This is a genomic window from Thermopolyspora sp. NPDC052614, assembly GCF_040678635.1.
Classification (GTDB): Bacteria; Actinomycetota; Actinomycetes; order Streptosporangiales; family Streptosporangiaceae; genus Thermopolyspora.
The window spans coordinates 387,287-409,568 of record NZ_JBFATZ010000005.1; the positions used below are offsets into that span (position 1 = coordinate 387,287).

A 22,282-nucleotide genomic window follows, 5' to 3' on the forward strand; every position below is an offset into this window, starting at 1 on the left:
CTCTGCCCCGCCACAGCCGGACAGAAACACAGCTTTGGGGATAAAACAGACAAATGCCCCGTTTGGGGGCGAGGCGGCCGGTGACGGGAGAGTCGATCCCTGCACGAGAGGAGGGGCCATGGCCCCCGCCCTGGTACGCGACATCGTGGCCCTGATCGCTCGCATCGGCGTCGGCGTGGTCTTCGTCGCCCACGGCTGGCGGAAGCTGGTCACCGACGGCCTCGCCGAGACGGCGGCGGGATTCGGGCAGTCCGAGGTGCCGCTGCCGACGCTGTCGGCCTGGTTCGTCGCGCTCGCGGAGTTGCTCGGCGGCATAGCGCTGATCGTCGGTCTGGTGGTGCCGATCGCCGGGGCGCTGCTCACCGTGATCATGATCGGGGCGTACGTGTTCGTGCACTCCGGCAAGGGGATCTTCATCGACGCGGGCGGCGCCGAACTGGTCATCGCGCTGGGGACGGCGAGCCTGCTGCTCGCCGCGACGGGAGCCGGTCGATTCAGCCTCGATCATCTGCTCGCGCCCACGGCCGCGCGCCGCTCCCGCCATCTCGAACGCCACCGCTGACGCCGCCGAGCGCGCATGGCCGGTACGCCGCGACACGCGAAAGGCGGGATGACCTCTAAAGTTGGGGCATGGCCGACGTCCCCCAGCACGCCGCACCCGACCCCGCCGTCCTCGACCTCTTCCGGCGGGTCGCCACCACGGTTCCCGCCTACGCGGCCTTCCTGCGCGAGCACGAGATCGACCCCGCGGAGGTCACCACCGTCGAGCGGTTCACCCGCCTCCCGCTGACCGACAAGGCCGGATATACGCGCCGCTACGCGCTGCCCGAGCTGTGCCGCGACGGCGCGATCGGCGAGATGATCGCGGTGTCGTCGGGGTCCACCGGGGAGCCGTCCTTCTGGCCGCGCTCGGCCGCCGACGAGGAGGCCGTCACCGCGCGCTTCGAGCAGGTCTTCCGGGACGCCTTCCGGGCGCACGAGCGCCGCACCCTGGCGGTGATCTGCTTCGCGCTGGGCACCTGGGTCGGCGGCCTCTACACGCTCGGCTGCTGCCGCCGGCTCGCCGAGCGCGGATACCGGATCACGGCGGTGGCGCCGGGCAACGACAAACGCGAGATCCTGCGCGTCCTGCCCCAGCTCGCGCCGTACTTCGAGCAGGTCGTGCTGCTGGGATACCCGCCGTTCCTGAAGGACGTCGTGGACGCCGGGCGGGCGGAGGGGCTGCCCTGGGCCGACTACAACGTCAAACTCGTCACGGCGGGCGAGGTGTTCAGCGAGGAGTGGCGCACGCTCATGGCCGAGCGCGCCGGCATGAGCGATCCCTGCCGCGACACCGCCTCCCTGTACGGCACGGCCGACGCCGGCGTGCTCGGCAACGAGACCCCCTTGTCGATCGAGATCCGGCGGCTGCTGGCCGCGCGCCCCGAGGCCGCGCGGGAGCTGTTCGGCGAGTCACGGCTGCCCACCCTGGTCCAGTACGACCCGCGCGCGCGTTTCTTCGAGCAGATCGACGGAACGCTGGCGTTCAGCGGCGACGGCGGCATCCCCCTCATCCGCTACCACATCGCCGACGAAGGCGGGCTGATCGCCTACGAGCGGATGATGGACTTCCTGCGGCGGCACGAGCTGCGCCCGCAAACCGACGGGCCGCGCCTCCCCTTCGTGTACGTTTTCGGCCGCAGCCATTTCACCGTCTCGTTCTACGGAGCCAACGTCTACCCCGAGAACATCACCGTCGGCCTGGAACAGCCCGGCGTCAGCGACCTGGTGACCGGGAAATTCGTCCTGGAGGTCTTGGAGGACGCCGCCCACGACCGGGTGCTGGCCGTCACCGTCGAACTCGCCGCGGGTGCCGAGGCGACCCCGGACGTCGCCGACCGCCTCACCGACTCCATCCAGGCGCAACTGCTCCGGCTCAACAGCGAGTTCGCCAACTACGTGCCCGAGCACAAGCGGCGCCCGCTGGTGCGGACCCGCCCCATCGGCGATCCGGAGTACTTCCCGCCCGGCGTCAAGCACCGCTACACCCGCCCGGCGACCACCTGACCGCCGGCGCGCCTCGGAGGCCGCGCCGTTGATATCGCCCAAAATGTCAGCGATATCAACCGTCCCCTCGTCAAGCCCGGCGAGGCCGAGCGGCTCAGCGCCTCCCTGGTGCGACGGCCGTCCCGGCCACTGGTGGAGGAACGCGCTCGCGTACGGCCCACGGACGCCGTCGCCGCACGCCGCGCCCATCCCCTGCGATGGCTTCCGGCTCCCTCACGCCTGCGCCCGCAGGTCGGCCAGCATCAGGTCGAGGAGGGCGACGCCGTCGGCGCGTTTCGCGTCGGGGACGTCCTCGCCCTGGAGGAAGCCGGACAGCCGGGCGTGGTCGTCGCCGGGGATCGCCCCGGCCAGTTCGTCGAGGACCCGGCGGTAGGTCCGGTCGGGGAAGTACAGGCGCTTGGCCGTCCGTACGGCGAGCGCGCCGACGTGCGCGGGGACCACGCCACGCGCCACGGCCGCGTCGAAGGCGACGCGCATGTTCACCATCGGTTCGCACAGCGCGCGCATCGTGTCCTCGTCGTAGGTGATGGCGACCTCGTCGTCGGCGTCGACCCGCCCGCTCCGGTACATCTCGAAGATGTCCCCTACGCCGATCATGCCCCAGGGGTGCAACTCCGCGGCGCGCAGCGCCCCCATGCTGGCCGCACCGTACACTCTGGCCCGGTGCTCGTCCATCACGGCGAGGATCTCCTTGGGCGAGATGGACAATCCCTGGAAGAACTGGCCGTCGATGATGCCGATGTGCGTGGGCGGGGCGCCGCCGTCGGCGTACAGGGCCTGGATGTCGCCGCGGCGCACCGGCGGGCGCGTCTCGACGCGGTCGGCGACGATCGCCCGGACGGCATCGGGCGGGACACTCGGGCCGACGAAGACCACGGCGCGCATCAGCGTTCCTCTCCACGCTCTCGTCCTTCGCCGGCGGCACCCTGGTCGCGCCGGCGGATCAGTTCCCTGAGCTCGGCGTCCCAGCGGGCGTTCGCCCTCGGGCCGAGCCTGCTGCGGTCGACGCCGTACGACTCCGCGCCGGGGACGATCACTCGGGCCACGGCGACGGGGAGGCCGGGGAGGCTGCGGTCCACCACGATCGCCCTGCGCAGGCCGCGGCGGCGCAGCTCGGCGAGTTGCACGGCGATGTCGGCGGCGATGTCGTCGCCGGGGCTGCTCGGCAGATCGCCGAACTTCACCGGGGCCGCGGACTCGTCGTACGGCCAGGCGGACAGGTCGACCGAGGCGCTGCGGGCGGCGTGCCGGTCCCAGTCGGCGATCCGGTCGCCGGCCTGGCTGAGGTCCTCGCGCATGCCCTGGATGTCCACGGCCCTGCTCTGCGCGACCTCGGTGAGCGCGCGCGCCACCGCGACCTCGGCGTCGGGGTGCGTGCCGTACCCGCCGTGCGCGGCGGACAGGGCGCCGCCGCCGTCCTCGGTGGTGAGCGCGGCGATCGTGGGGACGGTGCCGTCACCGGCGACGTACTTCAGCACGACCCGCACGCCCGCCCGCTGGAACGCCTCGACGTAACGCTGTGCGGAAGGGGGCAGCGTGTTCAGGTCGATTCCGGGGTTGCGCTTGGCGAGCCACTCGTCGGCGTCCGGCGGGGCGGCGGCGCCGAGTTTCATCCTGATGGTCCGTCGCAGCCGGTCGCCGACCAGCTCGGCCATGGTCCAGTCGTCGCGTTCGAGCACCTCGGCGAGCGCGTGGCAGACCGCCTCCTCCAGGGTGTTGCCGGAGGCGATCCCATTCGATGTGGTGATCGTGTAGCAGGGGATCTCGTGAAAGCGGTGGTAGTAGCCGGCCAGGCACTGCGGCACCAGCACCGGCTCCTGCTCCATCAGGTCGAAGCCCTCCACCCAGCAGATCGGCAGATCGGGGTGGTAGCGGGGCTCAAGGGCCAGGTTGTACGCGGCCGGATCCATCACGGCCCGCCCGGACGCGGCGAGGTCGGCGTACGAGCCGATCGCGTCGGCCCGCGTCGGCTGCCAGGCGCAGAACCGTTCCACGGCCTCCATCACGGCCGAGGCCGTCGCGTCGGCGGGAGTGGACCCCTTGCCGTTGTAGACGGACAGCCGCTCCTGCGAGCGCGGCATGATCGCGTTGTACACGGGGATGCCGACGCGGTCCAGGCCGGTGATGTCGGCGATCCGGGTGATGCCGAGCGTGCGCAGGTACGGCCGCAGGCGCTCCAGGGTGGTGGTGACGGGCACCTCACGATGAGGGCCGGCCCCTTCGTGCTTGGGCACGCGGGTGCGGAGTTCCATGAGATCACCTTGACGTGGGTGCGGAGTGCGGGGCGGGCGGCAGGTCGCCGCCGATCGGCTGGGCGTACGCCACCTGCGGTCCCCGCGGGCCGATGAGGATCTCGCACAGGGCGCGGTGGGCGGGCGGCAGGGCGATCAGGGCGGCGTGGTGGGCGGGGTCGGTGGCGCACAGCAGGCGGCTGCTCAGCCCCGCGGCCGTCGCGGCGAGCAGGATTCGCTGCGCCACGACGCCGGCGGCGATGTTCTGCATCTGGTACCAGCGGTCGCCGCAGGCGGCGAGCCCGGTGCCGTAGTCCCCCACCAGGTAGACGGCGATGCCGCAGCGCTTGTCGCCGTGCAGCCAGCGCTGCGGCGGCAGCGGCCACAGCTTCTCCCGCAGGTCGCCGTCGCGGGTGCGGACGAGCCGGTGGCCGTCCGGGTCGTACACGTACACGCCACGCGGGACCCCGGTGACGTCGTTGATCACGCAGTACGACAGGACGTGGCCGGGGCCGGCGTCGCCCTGCCAGGTGTGGCGGGCGGCGGCGGCCACGGCGGCGGCCTGGCCGAGGGTGATGGGGCCGATTCCGAAGCGCCCGTCAAGGGTGCGCCGACCCCACCGGCCCGCCGCGACGACGGCCCCCGGCCGGTCCTCGACGGGTGGCAGCGCGACCACATCGTCCGGCGGCGCCTCCCCGGGCCGTGCGACGCCGAGGGTGAGCGGCGGCGGCAGGTCCGGTCCGGCGGCGGTACGGCTCGCCGCGCAGAGCCCGCGGGTGAGCGGCACCGTGTCCAGTGCGGGCAGCGGCCGGGTCGACGCGGTCGGCACGGCCGCCGCGCCCCCGGCGGACGGCGCGACGGCCACCGAAGAGGCGGCCGAACCGGGTCCGTTGGGCGACGGCACGGCCGCGGCGGAGCCTGATTCCGAGAACGGCGACACCGCCATCCCAGGCCCACCCGAACCCGATCCCCCAGACGACGGCGCGATCGGGCTCGGTCGCCGGACCTGGGCCGGGCTCGGTCTCTGGGCCTGGGTCAGGTCCGGTGCTGGGTTCGGTGCCGGGACCAGGGTAGGGAACGCACCGTCGACGGTGACGATGGCGAGGGGACGCTCGGCCTCGGGGGTGAGTCCGAGCAGTTCGGCGGTGGCGGGCTCGTCGAAGCGGGTGTGCAGCATGCCCCGGAGCCCGGCCGCCTCCAGGACGGTGAAAATCTGCCCGGCCAGCACCCCCGCGTCCAGGCACTGCAGCCGATAGGCGAGCTCGCCGTACTTGAACGCCACCCGGCCGAACACGGTGGTGATCAGCAGGGCGAGCTTGGCGTCGGCCACGCCCAACGCGGCGGGGGTGACGCCGGGCCGCACCGGGTTCAGGGCGGCTGCGGCGGCGTCGTAGTGGTAGGCGCCGACGGGCAGGCCGGGGAGGTCGCAGATCGGGTACAGCTCGGCCGAGAACAGGCCGCCGCTGGACGGCACCGGTCGCAGCGGGCGGCCGAGCGCGACGTCGGCCAGTTCGGGCAGGTAGGTCACCGGCACGTAGGAATCCCACTGGTAGCGGGTCCATCCGCACATGTCGCGCAGCAGGTCGGCGAGGGGCCCGGCGGCCTGTATGGCCGAGGCCGGCGGATACCGCTTGACCAGCGACGGCTTGCGGCTCCAGGCCACCCCCACGAGGTTGCCGGGTCTGACCCGCTCGCCCTCGCGCAGGTAGCGCCACGCCGCCTCGCCGGGCGACGTCGGCGCCTCGGCCGGGGACCGGGTCATCGCGGCCCCCCTCCGCCGGGCCGCCCGGCGTGCAGCAGCGCGATCACCTTGTCGATGCCCAGGTCGTTGGCGTCCTCCACGGTACGCGCGGCGAGGTGGCACAGCAGGAACCGTTCGGCCGGGGTGATCCCGAGGCGGCTGAACAGCAGGTACTGGAAGTTGAGCAGGACGCGGTAGACGGTGAACCAGGTGGCGGAGGCGAGTTCGTCGCGTACCTGCTCGTTGCCGATGAGCGCTTTGTGGAAGTCGCTGATGTTCTCAAAGCCCTTCCCGGGCCGGGCGTCCTGGCCGAGGAGGAAGGACGGCATCCGCAGCAGCTTGCGGGACTCCAGGTCCTCGGCGGTGGCGAGGACGCGACGCGCGACGGGCTCCCATTCCGGCAGATAGTGGATGGCCGCCTCGTCCTCCTCGGTGAGGGGGGCACCGTCGCAGTACGCCAGCACCGCGTGCAGACGGGCGGCCAGCGGCTCCCGGTTGGCCTGGTACAGCTCCTCGTACCGGGTGCGCATCCGCGACGGGTCGCCGCAGTTGGCGAAGAACCCTTCGGCGTGCGAGCGATAGGAGAGGTATCCGTTGGTGATGGGCGGGCAGCCGATCTGCGCGCTCGCCAGCATGAGCGAGATCAGCGTGCCGAACGTGGCGGACTTGGTCTGGTGGTCCTGGAGGATGCGGAAGGCGAGCGGCGTCGTCTCGACGTGGAAGCCGGCCAGATGGTCGGCGGCCTCCTCGGTGCCGAGGACGTGCAGGCGCCGGTCGTAGGGCAGGTACTGGATGGAGTTGTCCGGGAACCACGGGGTGAGCGGGCCATCCTCCTGTTCCAGCTCGGCGAGCCAGGCGTGGGCACGCTGTTCCTGCTCCAGGTCGAGGGTACGGGCGGAGGGATGGGCGCGCAGGTAGCCGCCGATGATCTCGTCCACGAGCGGTCGGACGGTCCGCTCCCAGGTCGCGGGGTCGGTGCGGACGTGCACGCGCACGTGCGGACCGCGCAGCCAGTGGCGGACGAAGTAGGCGTCGGATACGCCGCGCTCGCGCAGGGCCGTGATCAGCGGGCGGACGCCGTTCAGAAGCAGCGCGTCGGTCGCGTCCCCGTCGTAGTAGAAGACGTGGGCGCTGTGCCACCGGGGCTTCATCCCGTCGGCCGGGCTGGTCGCGGTGCCGGTCTCCACGCGGGTCGCGTCGTCGATGACCGCGCCGGCCCCTGCGTCTGCCACAGCGTCGCCTTCGGTGTCTGCCGCAGCGTCGCCTCCGGTGTCGGTCACGGTGTCGGGCGCGATGTTGGGTACGGTGTCGGGCGCGGCGTTGGGCACGGTGTCGGTCACGATGTCCTCGCTGTTCGTGATTCGCGGTCGGCCGCGATGTCGGTGAGGGTCCGGCCGATCAGGTAGTTGATGAGCATCTCGTCGGGGATCAAGACGCCGAGGCGGTTGCAGAACAGGTGGGCGACGCGCATCAGGATGGCGCGCACGGCGGCGGACGGGCCGGAGTCGGTCGATGGCGCCCAGCCGAACGGCGACGAGGGCGGCTCGACGTTGAGGTCCCCGGCCGCCGAGGCCGCCTCCAGCCGCCGCAGCAGCGCGCGTAGCGAGCACAGCCAGGCGAGCTGCACGTCTCGGTCCCCGGACCCGGCACCCGCACCGGACCCGACCGCTCCGCCCGCACCAGACCGGGGCACCCTGTCCGCACTAGACCCGGACACTCCGCCCGCACCGGACCGGGGCGCCCTGTCCGTATCGGGCTCGGGGCCTGTGCCCGCGAGCTTCCACACCTCGTGGGCCTGCGCGATCAGCCGTTCGCTCAGGGGCTGGTAGGAGGACGACAGGTCGGGCATGCCAGCGCGGACGCGGACGGCGCTCGCGGCGGCCCGGGAGGCGGCTTCGTCCAGGTCGGGCTCGGCGACGGCGAGCGCGAGCAGGGTCGCCGTCAGCGCCAGCCCGCGCCGCCGGCTCGGCGGTGTTCCCGCGGCGACGAGGCGCGCGGCGATGCCGCTGGACTCGGCGAAGTGCAGTTCCACGGCGGCGAGCGCGTCCCGCTCGCCGTACACGTGACGCTCGGGCACGTACGGCACTTCCGCCGCGGTGTCGTTGGGCCGTGGCTCGGTCTCGTGGCTGTCGAGCCCTTCCATCCGGGCCAGTTCGGCGGCCATGCGGCGGTAGGCACCGGCGTCGAGCACCGGAGCCGAGGGGTTGGCGCGCAGGTAGGCGTCGAGCCCGGCGAGAAGTTCCTGCCGCACGTGCTCCCGGTGCCCGGGGGCGGCGAACGCGCGCACTCGCAGGTGCGGGCCGCCGTCCCAGTAGCGCAGGTAGAACCAACGCGACGTGAGGCCGCCCGCGGCGAGACGCTCGGCCAGCGGCAGCACGCCGTCGCGGAGTAGGGCGTCGAGGTCTCCCTGGTGGAAGGCGTGCACGCTCACCCAGGCGGTTCCGGGGTCCCCCGCCGAGGGCGTCACGGTGCTCCTCCGGCACCGGCCCCGACGTCCAGCCGCGAATCGGGCCCCGCGTCCCCCCGCGCATCGGGCCCCGCGTCCACGCGCGCATCGGCCCACCCGTCGGCACCCGCACCGCCGTGGGCGTCGGCCCCCTCATCGGCCCGGCCGTCGGCCAGGGCGTCCACCTCGACGGTGAACTCGGTGACGTGCCCATCGCCGCCGTAGCGGGGCGCGTCCTCCGGGTCGGGCAACGCCTCGGTCACGACGACCAGGTCGTCGGGGTCGCCGATCGCCCGCTCCAGGAGCGCCACGGAGCACCACGCGGCGGCGTCGACGTACATGGGTTTGCGGGACTTCAGGTCCGGACGCCAGACGGCGTCGGAGGCGGAGACGACGCGGACGTAGAACCGCTCGGGGAGGGCGTGCTCGGTGAGCCACTCGGCGAGCCGCAGCCAGTACGCGGCGTCGCTCTCGCCCTTGGCCCGGATCGGCATCTCCCTCGCCGGGAACGCCCAGCAGCGGCGGGCGAGCACGATCCGGCCCACCTGCAGGCGCGGCAGCACGCGCACCCCGCCCGCCCGGCGCGGGTCGTGCTCGCGCGGCAGAAACAGCGGCAGGCTGGCGTGCATGAGCGTCGGCGGCGCGCCGAAGATCTCGATAAGGTGCCGGATCGGCCGGGGCAGCCACATCTCGGCCATGAGCCCGCCGTGCGTCGGCCGCAACCTGCGGCCGAGCCGCCGCGAGTGCAGGGTCAGCGTGTCGGTGGCCGGGTCGTGACGGACCACCAGGTCGTTGAGCGGGATCCGGTACGGCCCGGCCCGTTCGGGCGCGGCGAGGGGGTGGTCGAGCTCGTAGCGGGTGGCGGGGATGCGCAGGTTGAGGTTGCTGTCGAAGCTCGCGAGGCTCTCCACGGGCAGCGCCCGGTCGAGGGTCTCCTCGGCGAGCGGCGGCTCGGCGTACCCGGTGGCGCCCGCCAGGCGCAGCATCCGGGCCAGGCGGGTGTGCACCCGGCCGAACCCGACGCTGACGGTGTTGAGCACGACCTCGGGCGGCCGGTCGGGGTCGAGGAGCTGCACGTAACAGGTGAGCGGTTCGGCGATCGACTGGCCGTAGGGGCGGGTGAGCGCCTCGATCTCGGCGGGGGCGATGCGGACGACGCCGTCGGGGTCGGCGGGACGGTAACGGATCGCCTTGCCGACGCTGTCGGTGAGCTCGGACTGCTCGCCGGCGTAGGGCAGCGCCCGCCACGTCTCCGGCGGCACGGCGGCGGGCCCCTGGCACAGGGCGCGCAGGGCCTCACCGTCGATGTCGCCGCTGCGGGCGTGCCGCCCGCCGGCGATGAGCCGCTGCAGGTGCTGGTAGAACTCGTGCCACGGCGCCTCGCCGCCCGCGCCGTAGGCGCCGGTGAAGATCCGGGTGACGGCCCTGCGGGCGGGCCGGGCGGGGTCGAACATGCCGAGCACGGGCCGCAGGGCCTGCAGGTCGTCGAGGACGGGCCGCCAGGCGTCGACGCCGACCTCGGCGACGGGGCTGACGAAAAACGCGTTCTCGTGGAACAGGTTCTTGCGCGGCAGCGGCTGTGCGGCATCCGGCGCGGGCTCGTCGTCCGCGTCGCGGAGGCGGCCGGCCGCCGCGAGCAGCCGGCCGAGCCGGTCGGTGATGCGGCGGCAGCGTTCGCTCCGCTCGGCGGGGTCGGTCAGGGCGGCGTAGCCGGTGAGGTCGGTGTGCAGGGCTCGGACCTGCTCGGCGAGGAAGGCCGTCTCGGGGGCGTCGCCGAGCCGGCAGGCGAGGGTGTCCAGGTGGTCGCCGTCCTGTTCGGCGTACGGCGGCAGGGCGTTGAGCACTCCGGTGGCGGCGAGCTTGGCGACGTACCGGGTCACCTCCTGTTCTGGGAGGCTGGGGTCGATCTCGCGCAGCCGCCGGCACAGATCGGCGAAGGTGGTTCCTAAATGCTCGGTGACGAGCCGCACGCTCTCCTCCAGGGTGGGGGTGCGGCGCAGCCGGACGAGCGCCGCCTGCGGGGTCCCGGCGAGGAACGTCCAAAACTCTCCGTCCTCGGCGAGGCTCGGGTTCACCCGGAGCACCTGGGTGGAGCGCAGCGCGGGGTGGCGCGCGGCGAGGTCGGCCAGGCGCCGGACAAGCCACATGTTCAGCTCGACGACGCTCGCCCAGTCGAAGTCACCGGTGGGACGGACCGCCTGGCCGGTGGGCGCGGAGACGGTCATGCCGCTGATGGTGAAGGTGCTGTACGGGCTGGTCTTGGCCACGACGCGCAGCAGGTACTTGACCAGGCGCAGCAGGGTCTGCCGGGAGGGTGTGGCCCCCTGCGGGCCGTCGATCCACTTGGTCAGCTCCTCGAACAGGTCCGGGCTGCCGGTGACCAGGCCGTACTGGAACACGGTGGCGCGCAGCGTTTCGCGCAGCAGCCGGGTGACCCCGTCGAGTTCCTCGGCGGTCAGCCGCGGCAGATCGGCGATGATCGCGTCGCGCTCGCGGTATCTGCGGTCCCAGGCGTCGACGCGGGCGGCGAGCTCCGGCGGGAGCACCGCGCGGATCTCCGGGTTCCACAGCCGGGCGGGGAGGCGGCGGCCGGTGAAGAGGGCGCGCCGCAGGGCGACCGCGCGGGGCTTCACCGGGGATGCCTCGGGGCGGCCGATCAGCTCGTACAGTTCGTCCGAGAGGCGTGCGCCCTCCTCACGCAGCCAGCGCCCGGCGGCGACGGCGTCGCCGATCGCGGCCCAGCTCTTGTCGCAGCGCAGCTGACGTAAGGCGGTCACCGGCAGGCCGGCCACTCTGATACCGACACGCATGGGGTCCCTTTCGGTGAAGCGGAGTGCGAGGCGGGGAGAATGTCGGGATCGGTGCGGGGCACTAGAACACGATCGGCATCTCGTACTGCGGGGTGGGGGTTCGGCGGCCGAGCGCGATCTGGAACACGGGGATGGCCGACTCCTCCTCGATGGCGAGGAGCCGGCGCACCTCGCGCACGTCATAGGAGTTCAGGGGCCGGGCCGCGAGCCCCCCGGCGGCGGCGAGCACGCAGACGCGCTGTGCGGTGATGCCGGCGGCCACACCGGCGATCCGGTAGCCGCGGCCGCCGAACCGGCTGGTGGCCTGGTCCCGGTCGACGATCAGGTAGCACAGGACGTTGACGGTGGACGTGTCGAGCACGGGCGGGCCGTAGGTGAGGTGCCGGTCGAGGCGGCCGGGGGGCAGCTCGCGCGCCTGGTGGAGCACGCCGCCGTCCGTGCGGTAGATCCCCGCCGGGAGGTCGCTGACGTGCTGCACCACCAGGTGGAGCCGGGCCGGCGGGGCTCCGATGTCGGTGGGCGTGAGGCCGTCGGCGTGGCGGGCGACGCGCGTCAGCGCCGCGGCGTCGATCGGTTCGGGGATCGGGCGGAACAGGGTGCCGCCGGAGTGACGCCCGCGCAGCGTCACGGCGAGGTCAGGGGCGGGGCCGGGTGCGGGGCCGGGTGAGGGGTCGGGGGCGCTGTCAGGGGCGTGGGACCCGGTCCGCCGTGCGGGCGGCGGGCCGGCCGGCGGCCGGGGCGGGGCGAACTCGGCGGTGTCGCGCAGCACCGACTCGCGGTCGAGGTCGTACAGGCGGCGTGCCAGTGACAGGTCCTTGGGCACGTCCGCGTACGGCGCGCGCAGCGGGGCGATGGCGGCGCACAGTTCGGCGGCGGTGGCGCCCGACCCCGGCCGGACGGCGGGCGGCGCGGCGTCCGCCGGGTACAGCGGCACGATCGCCATCGTGCGCTCCTCGCCCGGGGCGAGGCCGAGCAGGCGGTCCACGGCCTCGTCGAGGTACTGGTGGTGCACGTGCCCGGTGAGTCCCAGCGCCTGCGCCACGAGCAGCAGGTTGCCGGTGACCATGCCGGCCTCCTGGCTGCACAGCCGGTAGGCGTAGTGGCGGTAGCGGAAGGCGGTCTTCCAGAAGTGGGAGGTGAGCACCGCGACGGCCGCGGCCCCGTCCAGCCGCGCCCCCGCCGCCGCGGCGAGCACGCCGAGGTGGTCGCCGCCGCGCAGTTCCACCAGCGCGTGGTGAAGCTGGTCGTAGTGGTAGACGCCGGCGGGCGTCTGTCCCCCGCCGGGCGTGACCACGTACAGCTCGGTCGGGTAGAAGCAGCGCGCCGACGGCACGATCCGGTGGTACGGCCAGCCGAAGTAGGCGCCGACGTCCTGCCGGGAGAAGCCGTAGCCGTAGTACAGCAGGGCGCCGAGGGTGTCCGGGTGGTCCGCCCGGCCGGCGCGCAGCGGGGGCGGGGACGGCGAGGGGTCCCCGGCGAGCACCCGGTCGAGCGGGCCGAGTCGCAGCGGGACCTGCTGGGGCAGCGGGTGCCGGGGCCGGTCGAGATACCGTTTGAACCTCGGCGGGTCGTCCGGTCCGCCCTCGGAGCCGGTCTCCGCCATCAGGGCGACGACGTTGTAGAAGGTGTCGCGCCAGTAGTCGTCGGCCACGCCGACGTCGCGAGCGCCCATGCGCGATGTCTCCCGTTCTGACTGGTCGGGTGTCACGGGAAGGGATGCGGGTGCGGGTTGAGGTCCTCCGGCCGCGTCGGCACGCCGGTGTGGCCGAGCAGGCGGGGGACCTCGAACAGGCGGGGCAGGCCGTGGATCCGGCGCAGGGGGTGGCCGAACGTCATCGGCAGCAGGCCGGGGATGATGACCTTGACGCAGGCGAAGCCTCCGGCGACGTGCTCGGGGCCGGTCTGGTTCACCACCACCACGTCCTGCCCCCGCAGCAGGTATCGGTCCACGGTGGCCCGCAGATCGGCGGACAGGTCGTGGTTGCGCGGCCGGAAGCAGTCGGCGAAGGAGTCGGCGATCGGCTCCGGCTTGTCGCCGGTGAACAGGAACTCCAGCCGGGAGAACGCGTCCGGGTGGGCGTTGACCAGGGAGTGGTCGTGCATGTTCGTCACCTGGTCGGGGTCGGCGAGCATGGCGCGGACGCGCTCGCGCTCCCGCCGCAGCGTGTCGCGCTGCCACGGGATCAGGGGGGCCAGTTCCAGCAGTGCGTTGGCGATGGCCTTCTCGGGGGAGAACGACGCCCCGGCCGCGCAGAGCGTTTTCGGCCTGATGTCGTCGTGCATCCCGCCGTGCATCCCGCCGTGCATGCCGTCTCCCCGGGCGTCCTCGCCGCCGGGGTGCACGACCATCGCCCAGACGCTGGGGATGCCGTGCTCGGTGGTGGTGTCGAAGACGTGCACCTCATAGCCGTGCTCGCGGCGCAGCCGCTCGGCCATGAGCGGGATGCGCGGGTCGGCGGCGGTGCCGAGGTCGAGGCGGCGCGCCGGCAGGCGGGCGTACCAGGTGAGCAGGAAGGCGTCGCGCTCGGCGAGTTCCAGGATGCCGTGCAGGATCGCCTCCTCCAGGCATCCGCCGAGCGCGCAGCCGTTGGAGATCTCATAGACGAAGGGACGGTCGGGGGGCGGCCCGTCGGCCGTCTCGTGGTCGCCCGCGTGGCCGTGCCCGTGCCCCTCTCCGGCGGCGTGCATGCGGTAGTAGGCGTACGTCTCCGGGACGAGGATCGGCCCGCCGCGGGCGAACGAGTGGCCCCAGACCCAGTTCATCACCAGGTCCTGGTGGTAGCGCTGGAAGTAGAAGCCGGGCCGGTCGTGCCAGTGGTCCGGGTACAGGCCGAGCGTCGTGGGGTCGAGGGCGTGCGGGGCGAGCTGCCGGTAGCTGCCGCGGACGACCGTGCGCTTGCCGCGCGGCCGCAGGCCGCCGTGCCGCTCGACGGCCTCGGCGATCGCGGTGAGCTGGGCGGTGTGAAAGTCCAGGTCGCGGCCGAAGCCCATCTCGGTGTCCGTGCCGCCCGGGGTCAGGCCCATGGGGGCCGAGGTGGTGGGGAAGGTGTCGAAGGCGCTGCGGTACAGTCCGCGGACCAGGCCGACCTCGCCGTCGACGTAGGTGCGGACCAGCTCGTCGGCGCGGGAGCGCAGGTCGCTGACGCGGTGGACGTCGGCGGCGGGCTTGGGACGGGGCCGCAGTCTGATCAGCGCCGCCTCGGCGGTGTCGGGGGGCAGGTCGCCGCAGCGCGGGCAGCGCGGCTCCGGCAGGAAGGTGTGCACGCTGGTGGCGAGGGTGTCCAGCCGCAGCCGGATCAGGCCGCGCCGGGTGCGGGCCGCGGCGGCCTGGTGCAGGCGGGTGAGCCGGTGCAGGCGGGTGAGCTCGTCGGCGACAAGGTCGGCGGCGACGGCGAGGCCGAATCGGGTCAGCCGTACCTCGGTGGAGCCGAAGCGATCCGGGAACCTGTCCCGGGCGCTGCGCCGTTCGCGCTCGTCGGCGCGGGCCTTGGCGGCGCGGGTGGCGGCGCAGGCCGGGCAGCCGGGCTCGCCGGGCAGGTCGGCCGGGCCGATGACGACGGTGCCGAAATCGACCCGTACCGGGAGCCACGGCGTCGCCGGGCGACCGTGCTCGGACACGCCCGGCACGGCGACGCCGGGCGCGTCCGCCGAGGCGCCGACGGTGACGAGCAGGTCCGGCTCCCCTTCCGGCTGCGCGTACGGGCGCAGCCGGTCGGCGAGAACGGCGCCGAGCGCGCCGTCGCCGAGCACCCGCACCCGGGGGGTCGCGGACCGAGACGTGGCGGGCCGAGACGCGGGGGGCTTAGTCGCGGGGGGCTTAGACATGGCGGGCTTAGACATGGCGGGCTTAGACGTGGCGGGCTTAGACGTGGCGGGCTTAGACGTGGGGAGCCGAGACGTGGGGGGCGGGGCCTGCTCAGGCATCGACGACCACCTGGACCAGGGTGGGGAGCACGCGGGTGACCACGGGGTCGTGCCCGGCGGGGGCGGCGTGCACCTGGTGGCCGTGCCGGTGCAGCAGGTCGGTGAGCGCTCGCCGGTCGGGCGCGGGTTCGTCCCGCCACGGCACGCTGCGCGTGCCGCGCAGGGCGGCGGGCAGCTCGGGCGCGTCCCCGTCCGGATGCGTGGTCACGCCCTGGTGGTCGAGCAGCACCCGGGCCAGCCCGTCGGCCAGGTGCGGCGCGGCGGCGTAGGCGAGGGTGCGTTCCCCCGCGCACAGCGCGTACACCGGCACCCCCAGCGGCCCGGTCACGTCGTAGACGGCGAGCGGCACCCGCGCGATGCGCAGCAGCTCCAGGTAGCGGGCGGCGGGCTCCGGCGGCGTCGCGCCGTCCAGGTCCACCAGGGGGTACGGCTCGGCGGCCGACTGCGCGGCGGCGACGGCGGTCAGCGCGGTGACGTGCGCGAGCAGGCCCTCGGCGAGCGCGGCGTCGGCGTCGGGGCCGCTCGCGAGGCCGACGGGCACCCGGAACGGTCCCGCCGAGCGGGTCGCGGAGAGGGCCGGGTAGAGGCGCTCGGCGGGGATGAGCTCGTCCTTCTCCAGTACGAGGTTGTGCGCGTACGCCAGCCCGCCGTCGGTGAGGCGGCGGCGGTCGACCGCGAGCGCGGCGTACGCGCCGAGCACGGCGACGCCGGCGGCGTGCCGGGCCAGCGACTGGGTGAGGCCGGCGCCGGTGACCTGCGGCGGTTCCAGCCCCACGACGGCGAGGTGCCCGAACGGGTCGGAGGCGCGGGCGTGGACGGCGTACAGCGGAAGCTGTTCCAGCTCGCCCTCGTCCATCTCCGTGAACAGGCCGAGCCGGGCGTCGAAGCAGCCCGCGGCGAGCGCGGAGAACTCCTCGTCGGCGGGGCGGACGGCGGCGCGGAAGGCGCGGTAACGCTCGGCGAAGTCGTCGGCCGACTCCGGCGCGGCTGGCCACGCGGCGGGGTGGGTGTGGAAACGGTGCTCGACGGTGTTCAGCGTCTCCAGGTTCACCACGGTGATCGCGTCGCGGCCCGCCTTGGCGGGGTCGGCGGAGTTCGGGTCGGCCTCGGCCACGCCGGTGCGGTGGCGGAAGGCGGCGAAGCCGACGCGGTTGGCGACGATCGCGGCGGTCGGCCCGGCGAGGAACGGCGACGGCCCGGCCTCAGAACCGGCCTCAACACCAGCCCCAACACCAGCCTCGGAACCAGCCCCAACACGGGCCCCAACACCAGCCTCGGAACCGGCCTCAACACCAGCCCCAATACCAGCCTCAACACTGGCTCCAGAACCGGCCTCAGAACCCGCCTCGGAACCGGCGTGGGGATCGGCGTTCGGGCCTGGGCGGTGGCCGGCCGTGCGGCGCAGCCAGGCGGAGGTCCAGCGGAGGCCGTTGGCGCCGCTGACCGGACCGGTCCACGCCTCGTCGCCGTCGAGCACGCCCTGGACCAGCGTCAAGCCCTTGTCCTGGCAGATGCGGTCGAGCAGGGCGGCGCGGGCGGCCATCGGCCGGTCGGAGACGTGCAGGACCATGCCGGTCGCCTCACCGGTCCCCGGGCCGGACGCGAGCGCGTCGTCGATCGCGGCGGCGAGCGTGTCCGGGTCGTCGCCGGGCAGGGGGCGGTGGGTGAGGCGCTGGGCGGGGTCGCGTTCGGCGGCGAGCTCGGCGTAGTTGTCGAGCCGCTCGGTGTCGGTGGGGCACTCGGGCGTGATCAGGACGCGCACGTCGCGGACGCCGGAGGCGAGGCACGCGTGTGCGAGGGCGGTGAGCGTGAGGCCGGAGCCGAGGCAGAGCATCGGGGCGGTGCGGTAGCCCTCGAAACGGCGGGCGGCGGAGTCGAGGTAGTAGTCGATGTAGGCGATCTCGGCCGCGTACAGTTCCAGCTCGGCGTCGGACAAGCCGTGCGGGTCGTCTCCTGAGACGTCCTTCAGCAGGCCCGCGGACAGCAGCGAGCCCACCAGCGTCGTGACCATCTCCCGTTTGCCTTGGGACAGACCGGATACGAGCTCCCGGAGCGTGGCGCTGCCGTCGAGGTGGGGCGCGAGGCGGTCCATGAGCGCGAGCGCGTTGGCGCCCCGGATGGTGAGATGGTTGGTGGGGTGGACGAACACCGCTCCTTCGGGGTGCGGTACCCAGAACACGTCGGGTTTGAGCTTGGGCCGGATCGATTCCAGCGTCGTTGCGAGCGCGGTCGGTTCGGGCGCGGCTGCCATGGATGTCCTTCGCGTTGAGGGGCGGAAGGCGAGGGTGGGGGCGACACGGTCGAGGGCGAGGGTGGGGGTCGACACGGTCGAGGGCCGGGGGGTGAGGCGCGGTCGGCGGCGGCCGGACCGGCCGGTCCGTCTCGACCTGGCCGGATACGCGCGGCGGTAGACGCGGCCGCGCTCTACGGTCGGTTTCGGAGTGCCACTAGCCGCAGCAGCAGCAGCAACACCCCAGGCAGCAGCTCGCGCTGCAACTGCACGCGCAGGCCGAGGCCGCGACCTCCGTCGCGCCGTGACCGTTACTGATCGTTGCCAGCAGCGGGTTACCGACGCCGACGGGCTGCAGATGCTCGGTGTCCAGTTCCTCTAGTTCGAGGGCGAGACGCGACATCCAGGATCCCTCCTTTCCCGTGGATCGGGGTGTGTCATCGGCAGCAGCAGCAACAGCAGACGACGCAGCAACTGCAGGCGGTGCAGGAGGCGGCGAGCTCGGTCATGGCGAGACCGCCCATCAGCGACTCCAGGGAAGGGTCGGCCTCCTGTGCGACGGGGATGACCTGCTCGGCGTCGATTCCGCGCAGGTCGAGCAGACGCGTGTCGTGCATCGCGGCGGTCCTCCTAACCGCAGCAGCAGCAACAGCTGCACAGGAAGATGCAGACGCCGACGGCCGAGGCGGTGACCTCGTTCATGCCGTGGCCGCGCGGGAGCGACTCCAGGGTGAAGCCGTTGGAGGTGTCGCTGGGAACCAGGGCTTCCACCTCGAAGTCGTTGAGGTCGAGACCGAACTTCGACATTGTGCTCACCTTTCTCGGATGATCAGTTGATCGGGCAGCAACAGCAGCAGCAGGCGATGCAGCAGCTGCAGGGCGCCGAGGATCCGGCGGCCTCGGTCATGGCGTGCCCGCCGAGGAGCGACTCCAGCGACGCCTCCCCGGGGACCTCGGTCGTCAGCGGGTGGACGTCGATGCCGTCCAGGTCGAGCGCGAGTGCGCGGGCGGGGGGCATGGTTCACCTCCATTCCTTCTCTTGGCGGTGAATGTCCGTTGACAGGAGCGACGGCGCCGGCGTACCGGCGTGTGCCGTCAGCTGCAGCAGCAGCAGCAGCACAGGCAGCAGCTGCAGCAGCCGACCGGCAGGATCGAGGCGGCGGTCTCCGTCATCCCGTGACCGATCGTCAGGGACTCCAGGGAGGCCGCGCTCGCCGCGTCGTGCGGCACCAGCCGCTCGACGTCGACGTCGGCCAGTTCCAGGGCCAGGTTCCGAGGCATGGTTCACCCCCTTTCACAGGCATGGCCGAATTCCCGGCCAAACGAAGAAGGTGGTACGCGTGGCGCGGCCATGAGCGGCCGGCGCCGTGATCACCGGAAGCGCGGTATGGGAAGGGTGCCCGTTGATGTCGGGCTTGCCTGGCTTCGCCTTCTCGCGAAGATCCTGCCGCTTCCGGCAGGCCTGATTGAAATTGGGCGGAAGGTCAAGATCACAACATGGATACGGCCGCCCCGCCAACATTCCCCCGACCCCGGGTTACCAAGTTCTCACAACGGCGGCGGCGTCGGTTGTGAGGATGAAGACAAGATCATGTCGTGAAACCTTAATCGGACGTTCAATCCCGGCTCGTCGCGATGCCCACTGGTGATCGCCACAGTTTGTCAAGTTGCGTGCGTAGCAACTCCGCCACCCTCCCGACCGGTCATGCCCGTGCAGCAGGAGGAGATCGCAGGTGCACTATCCCGATCCCAGCTGGCTTTCTTCCGACCGCCTGACGCCATGGCCGGGTGATCCACACAAGCGGTACGCGGCCCTGCGCGCCGCCGGCACGATCCACCGCGCCTTCATCGTTCCCCGCGTGCCCGGATGGCTCGTGGTGAGCTACCGCCTCGCCCGCGAGGCGCTGAACCATCCCGCTCTGACGATGCGCCCGCCGGACTCCCCGGAGGACGGCCCCCGCGGGTATCCGTTCGCCTGCGATCCTCCCGAGCACACCCGCCTACGCGGGCTCATCTCGGGCGTCGTCACCCCCCAGCGTGCCCAGCGGCTCGCGCCCAGGATGCGCGCGATCGCCGTGGAGCTGCTCGACGCCGTACGCGGCCTGCGCAACGTCGACATCGCCCTCTGCTACGTCGAGCCGCTGACCGCCCTGGTGCTGTGCGAGTTCCTGGGAGTGGAGCGGGAGCGGCAGGCCGACTTTCGCCGCTGGGCGTTCCAGTCCTTCAACGCCGCCTCCGGCACGGGCGGCGCGCTGGCGAAGCTGCGGGGCCTGCTCGCGGAGATGATCGCGGAGAAGCGCCGCCGCCCGGCGGACGACCTGCTCTCGGACCTGCTCGCCGGGCGCGACCACGGAGGCGGTCGCCCGGACGAGGAGGAGTCGCTCGACATCGCCCTCACGGTCTGCGCCGCCATCTACGTGCACACGTGCGAGTTGCTCATCGACACGGTGAGGGTGCTTCTCCGCCACCCGGAGCAGATACGCGGAATGCGCGACCGCCCCGAACTCCTGCCGCGGGCGGTGGAGGAGGTCCTGCGATACGCCTCACCGCCGGGGCCTGGGCCGCTGCGCTTCGCGGCGGAGGATCTGGTCCTCGGCGGCGCGACCGTGCGGCGGGGGGACATGATCTCGATCTCGATCGCCTCGGCCGGGCGCGACGCGCCGGTGTGCGGGCCGGAGCCGGCCGTGTTCGACCTGACCCGACCCGACGTCCGCCATCTCGCCTTCGGCGACGGCCCGCACAAGTGCCCGGGCGCGCCCCTCGTCCGCCTGATGGTGTCCATCGCCATGGTCACGCTGTTCATCCGTCATCCCCGGCTCGCGTCGGCCGACCCGCCGACCGGATCCCCGATGGGCCCGTCGGGCGGGCACCGCTCACTGCGAGTACGGCTGAACCCCGGCGCTTCCTGACGGCCCGGCCTCCGGCCCCCGGCCGGGCCTGCCCCGCCAGAACCCCGGGGGCAGGCTCCGGGTCACAGCCAGCCGTTCTCCCGGGCCACGCGGGCCGCCTCGGCGCGGTTGCGCGCGCCGGTCTTGCCGATCGCGCTGGACAGGTGGTTGCGAACCGTGCCCTCGGAGAGGGATAGGCGCCGGGCGATGCCGGCCACGGTGTCGCCGTGTTCGGCCGCGCGCAGGATCTCCCGCTCGCGTTCGGTGAGCGGGTCCTGACCGCGTTCGAGTGAGGCGACCGCCAGGTCGGGGTCGACGACGACCTGACCGGCCCGCACCTTGCGCACCGCCTCGGCGAGCCGCTCGGGCTCGGTGTCCTTCACCACGAAACCGGAGGCGCCCGCGTCCATCGCGCGGCGCAGGTAGCCCGGCCGCCCGAACGTGGTCAGGATCAGCACCTTCGCCGTGGGGACCGCCTGGAGTATGCGCGCGGTCGCCGTGATGCCGTCCATCACCGGCATCTCGATGTCGAGCAGCACCACGTCGGGCCGGTGTTCGGCCGCGGCCTCCACCGCCGCCGCCCCGTCGGCCACCCCCGCGACCACGGTGATGTCCTCCTCCAGCGACAACAGGGCCGACAGCGCGCCGCGTACCAGATGCTGGTCATCGGCGAGCAGCACCCGGATCACGCGACACCTTCCGGAATGCGCGCGCGCAGCATGAACCACTCCTTGTCCACCTCGACCGACAGGTCGCCACCGAGCGCGGACAGTCGCTCCGACAGCCCGGTCAGTCCGGTTCCGGGCGCCTCGCGGGCCTCGGGGTCCGGGCCGGACCCGGTCCCGGTGATCGGTCCGGTGAGCGAACCGGGGTCGGAGGCGGGGATGGAGCCCGTAGAGGGGCGGGTGCCACGCGCGGGGCCGTCGTCGGCGACCGTCACCGTATAGACGCGCCCCGCCGCGGTATGGACGCGCCCCGCCGCCGTAGGGACATGTCCGTCGGCTGCGGCATGCGTCTCCTCGTCCCTCTCCCCCACTCCTTCTTCGGCTCCTCCTTCTGCCACAGTGACCCGGCAGACGCGGGCCAGGCTGTGCCGCAACACGTTCGTCACCCCTTCCCGTACCACCCAGGCGGCGGCCGTGGCGACGGCGGGCGGGGGCGGGTCCGGCGGGAGGCGCACGGTCAGCTCGACGCCCGCGGCGGTGGCGATCTCGCGAGCGGTGGCGAGCTCGCTGTCCAGGGTCACCTCGCGGTAGCCGGAGACGGTCGCCCGCACCTCGGCGAGGATCGCCCGCGCGCTCCTGCTCACCTGGCGCATCTCCGCCGCGGCCCGCTCCGGCGAGGCCGCGACGAGCCGGGCCGACACCTCCGACTTCAGCACGACCTCGGTGAGCCGCTGACCGAGCACGTCATGCAGGTCGCGGGCGATGCGCAGCCGCTCGGCCGAGATCGCCGCGCGGGCGAGTTCGGCCCGTGCGGCGCGCAGCTCGTGGGCCACCTGGATCAGCCAGTACGTGGCGCCGACGGCCGCGCCGTACAGCATGATGCCGCCGCCGCGCAGGGCCGCCGCGCCGAAGGGCTGCTGGAGCACCAGCACCGCGAGCGCGACGTGTCCGATCCAGAAGCCGGCCAGGGCCGGGGCCCAGCCGCGCCGCGGCAGCACCAGCGCGACCAGCGTGACCAGGTAGAACGACGCGGTGATCAGCCAGGTCTCGCGCAGCGCGAACTGCAGCGCCACGGCGGTGGCCGCCAGGGCGGCCAGCGCGTAGGGGGTGGCGGCGGTGTGTGGGCGGTCCAGGTTGTGCCATATGACCCTGATGAACAATGCGCCGAAGACGACCAGCCCGGCCGCCGCCGCCACCGTCACCGGCCAGGTGAGCCCCAGTCCCGCCAGCTCGGCAGCCGGGAAGCCGAGAAACCCGACGAACCCGCAACTGAGAATCCGCACCTGGCGCGTGGTGTCCAT

The 22,282-nt window shown here is 73.2% G+C and carries 18 protein-coding genes; 3 read left to right on the forward strand and 15 right to left on the reverse strand.

What is annotated here, in order from left to right:
- The first annotated feature begins 118 nt into the window (after positions 1-118).
- Together AB0K60_RS13900 and AB0K60_RS13905 are read left to right on the forward strand one after the other, a co-directional pair.
- The gene (locus AB0K60_RS13900; RefSeq protein WP_364053089.1) at positions 119-562 is read left to right on the forward strand and encodes a DoxX family protein; all 444 of its coding nucleotides are present in this window, start codon (positions 119-121) and stop codon (positions 560-562) included.
- Positions 563-630: 68 nt separating this feature from the next.
- Complete coding sequence (locus tag AB0K60_RS13905; protein WP_364053092.1) at positions 631-2,046, forward strand: phenylacetate--CoA ligase family protein; 1,416 nt, start codon at positions 631-633, stop codon at positions 2,044-2,046.
- Between the two features lie 213 nt (positions 2,047-2,259).
- Here AB0K60_RS13905 and AB0K60_RS13910 read toward each other — a convergent pair whose 3' ends face one another.
- The 13 genes from AB0K60_RS13910 to AB0K60_RS13970 all read right to left on the reverse strand — a co-directional run bounded on the left by AB0K60_RS13910 (position 2,260) and on the right by AB0K60_RS13970 (position 18,709).
- Positions 2,260-2,931: a TfuA-like protein gene (locus AB0K60_RS13910; RefSeq protein ID WP_364053095.1), complete on the reverse strand. Its 672-nt coding sequence runs from the start codon at positions 2,929-2,931 to the stop codon at positions 2,260-2,262.
- Complete coding sequence (locus AB0K60_RS13915) at positions 2,931-4,298, reverse strand: YcaO-like family protein (protein ID WP_364053098.1); 1,368 nt, start codon at positions 4,296-4,298, stop codon at positions 2,931-2,933. The genes AB0K60_RS13910 and AB0K60_RS13915 overlap by 1 nt, the downstream gene beginning before the upstream one ends.
- A gap of 4 nt (positions 4,299-4,302) precedes the next feature.
- A complete protein-coding gene (locus tag AB0K60_RS13920; protein ID WP_364053101.1) occupies positions 4,303-6,039 on the reverse strand; it encodes a nitroreductase family protein in 1,737 nt (578 codons plus the stop codon).
- Positions 6,036-7,358 (reverse strand): thiopeptide maturation pyridine synthase, encoded by a 1,323-nt coding sequence (locus tag AB0K60_RS13925; RefSeq protein ID WP_364053104.1) that lies wholly within the window; start codon positions 7,356-7,358, stop codon positions 6,036-6,038. The genes AB0K60_RS13920 and AB0K60_RS13925 overlap by 4 nt, the downstream gene beginning before the upstream one ends.
- Positions 7,355-8,485 (reverse strand): lantibiotic dehydratase C-terminal domain-containing protein, encoded by a 1,131-nt coding sequence (locus tag AB0K60_RS13930; RefSeq protein WP_364053107.1) that lies wholly within the window; start codon positions 8,483-8,485, stop codon positions 7,355-7,357. Before AB0K60_RS13930 ends, AB0K60_RS13925 begins: the two co-directional genes overlap by 4 nt.
- Positions 8,482-11,274 carry a lantibiotic dehydratase gene (locus tag AB0K60_RS13935; protein WP_364053110.1) on the reverse strand — a complete coding sequence of 931 codons (2,793 nt, stop codon included), beginning with the start codon at positions 11,272-11,274 and terminating at the stop codon, positions 8,482-8,484. The genes AB0K60_RS13930 and AB0K60_RS13935 overlap by 4 nt, the downstream gene beginning before the upstream one ends.
- A 61-nt stretch (positions 11,275-11,335) precedes the next feature.
- Complete coding sequence (locus AB0K60_RS13940) at positions 11,336-12,946, reverse strand: SagB family peptide dehydrogenase (RefSeq protein WP_364053113.1); 1,611 nt, start codon at positions 12,944-12,946, stop codon at positions 11,336-11,338.
- Between the two features lie 32 nt (positions 12,947-12,978).
- On the reverse strand, positions 12,979-15,030 hold the full coding sequence (locus AB0K60_RS13945; RefSeq protein ID WP_364053116.1) for a TOMM precursor leader peptide-binding protein: 2,052 nt from the start codon (positions 15,028-15,030) through the stop codon (positions 12,979-12,981).
- Between the two features lie 160 nt (positions 15,031-15,190).
- Complete coding sequence (locus AB0K60_RS13950) at positions 15,191-17,449, reverse strand: hypothetical protein (RefSeq protein WP_364053119.1); 2,259 nt, start codon at positions 17,447-17,449, stop codon at positions 15,191-15,193.
- Positions 17,450-17,865: 416 nt separating this feature from the next.
- Entirely contained in the window at positions 17,866-18,045 is a 180-nt protein-coding gene (locus AB0K60_RS13955) for a hypothetical protein (RefSeq protein ID WP_364053122.1), read from the reverse strand.
- 13 nt (positions 18,046-18,058) lie between these two features.
- Positions 18,059-18,235 carry a thiomuracin/GE37468 family thiazolyl RiPP peptide gene (locus tag AB0K60_RS13960; protein WP_364053125.1) on the reverse strand — a complete coding sequence of 59 codons (177 nt, stop codon included), beginning with the start codon at positions 18,233-18,235 and terminating at the stop codon, positions 18,059-18,061.
- Positions 18,236-18,257: 22 nt separating this feature from the next.
- Positions 18,258-18,446, reverse strand: coding sequence for a hypothetical protein (locus AB0K60_RS13965; RefSeq protein ID WP_364053129.1), 189 nt, complete (start codon positions 18,444-18,446; stop codon positions 18,258-18,260).
- 77 nt (positions 18,447-18,523) lie between these two features.
- Positions 18,524-18,709 (reverse strand): hypothetical protein, encoded by a 186-nt coding sequence (locus AB0K60_RS13970; RefSeq protein ID WP_364053132.1) that lies wholly within the window; start codon positions 18,707-18,709, stop codon positions 18,524-18,526.
- A gap of 452 nt (positions 18,710-19,161) precedes the next feature.
- Between AB0K60_RS13970 and AB0K60_RS13975 the strand changes: the two genes are divergently transcribed.
- On the forward strand, positions 19,162-20,337 hold the full coding sequence (locus AB0K60_RS13975; RefSeq protein ID WP_364053135.1) for a cytochrome P450: 1,176 nt from the start codon (positions 19,162-19,164) through the stop codon (positions 20,335-20,337).
- A gap of 62 nt (positions 20,338-20,399) precedes the next feature.
- On the opposite strand, the gene AB0K60_RS13980 is transcribed toward AB0K60_RS13975, so the two are convergent.
- Both AB0K60_RS13980 and AB0K60_RS13985 read right to left on the reverse strand, forming a co-directional pair.
- Positions 20,400-21,005 (reverse strand): response regulator transcription factor, encoded by a 606-nt coding sequence (locus tag AB0K60_RS13980; RefSeq protein ID WP_364053138.1) that lies wholly within the window; start codon positions 21,003-21,005, stop codon positions 20,400-20,402.
- Entirely contained in the window at positions 21,002-22,282 is a 1,281-nt protein-coding gene (locus AB0K60_RS13985) for a histidine kinase (protein ID WP_364053141.1), read from the reverse strand. The genes AB0K60_RS13980 and AB0K60_RS13985 overlap by 4 nt, the downstream gene beginning before the upstream one ends.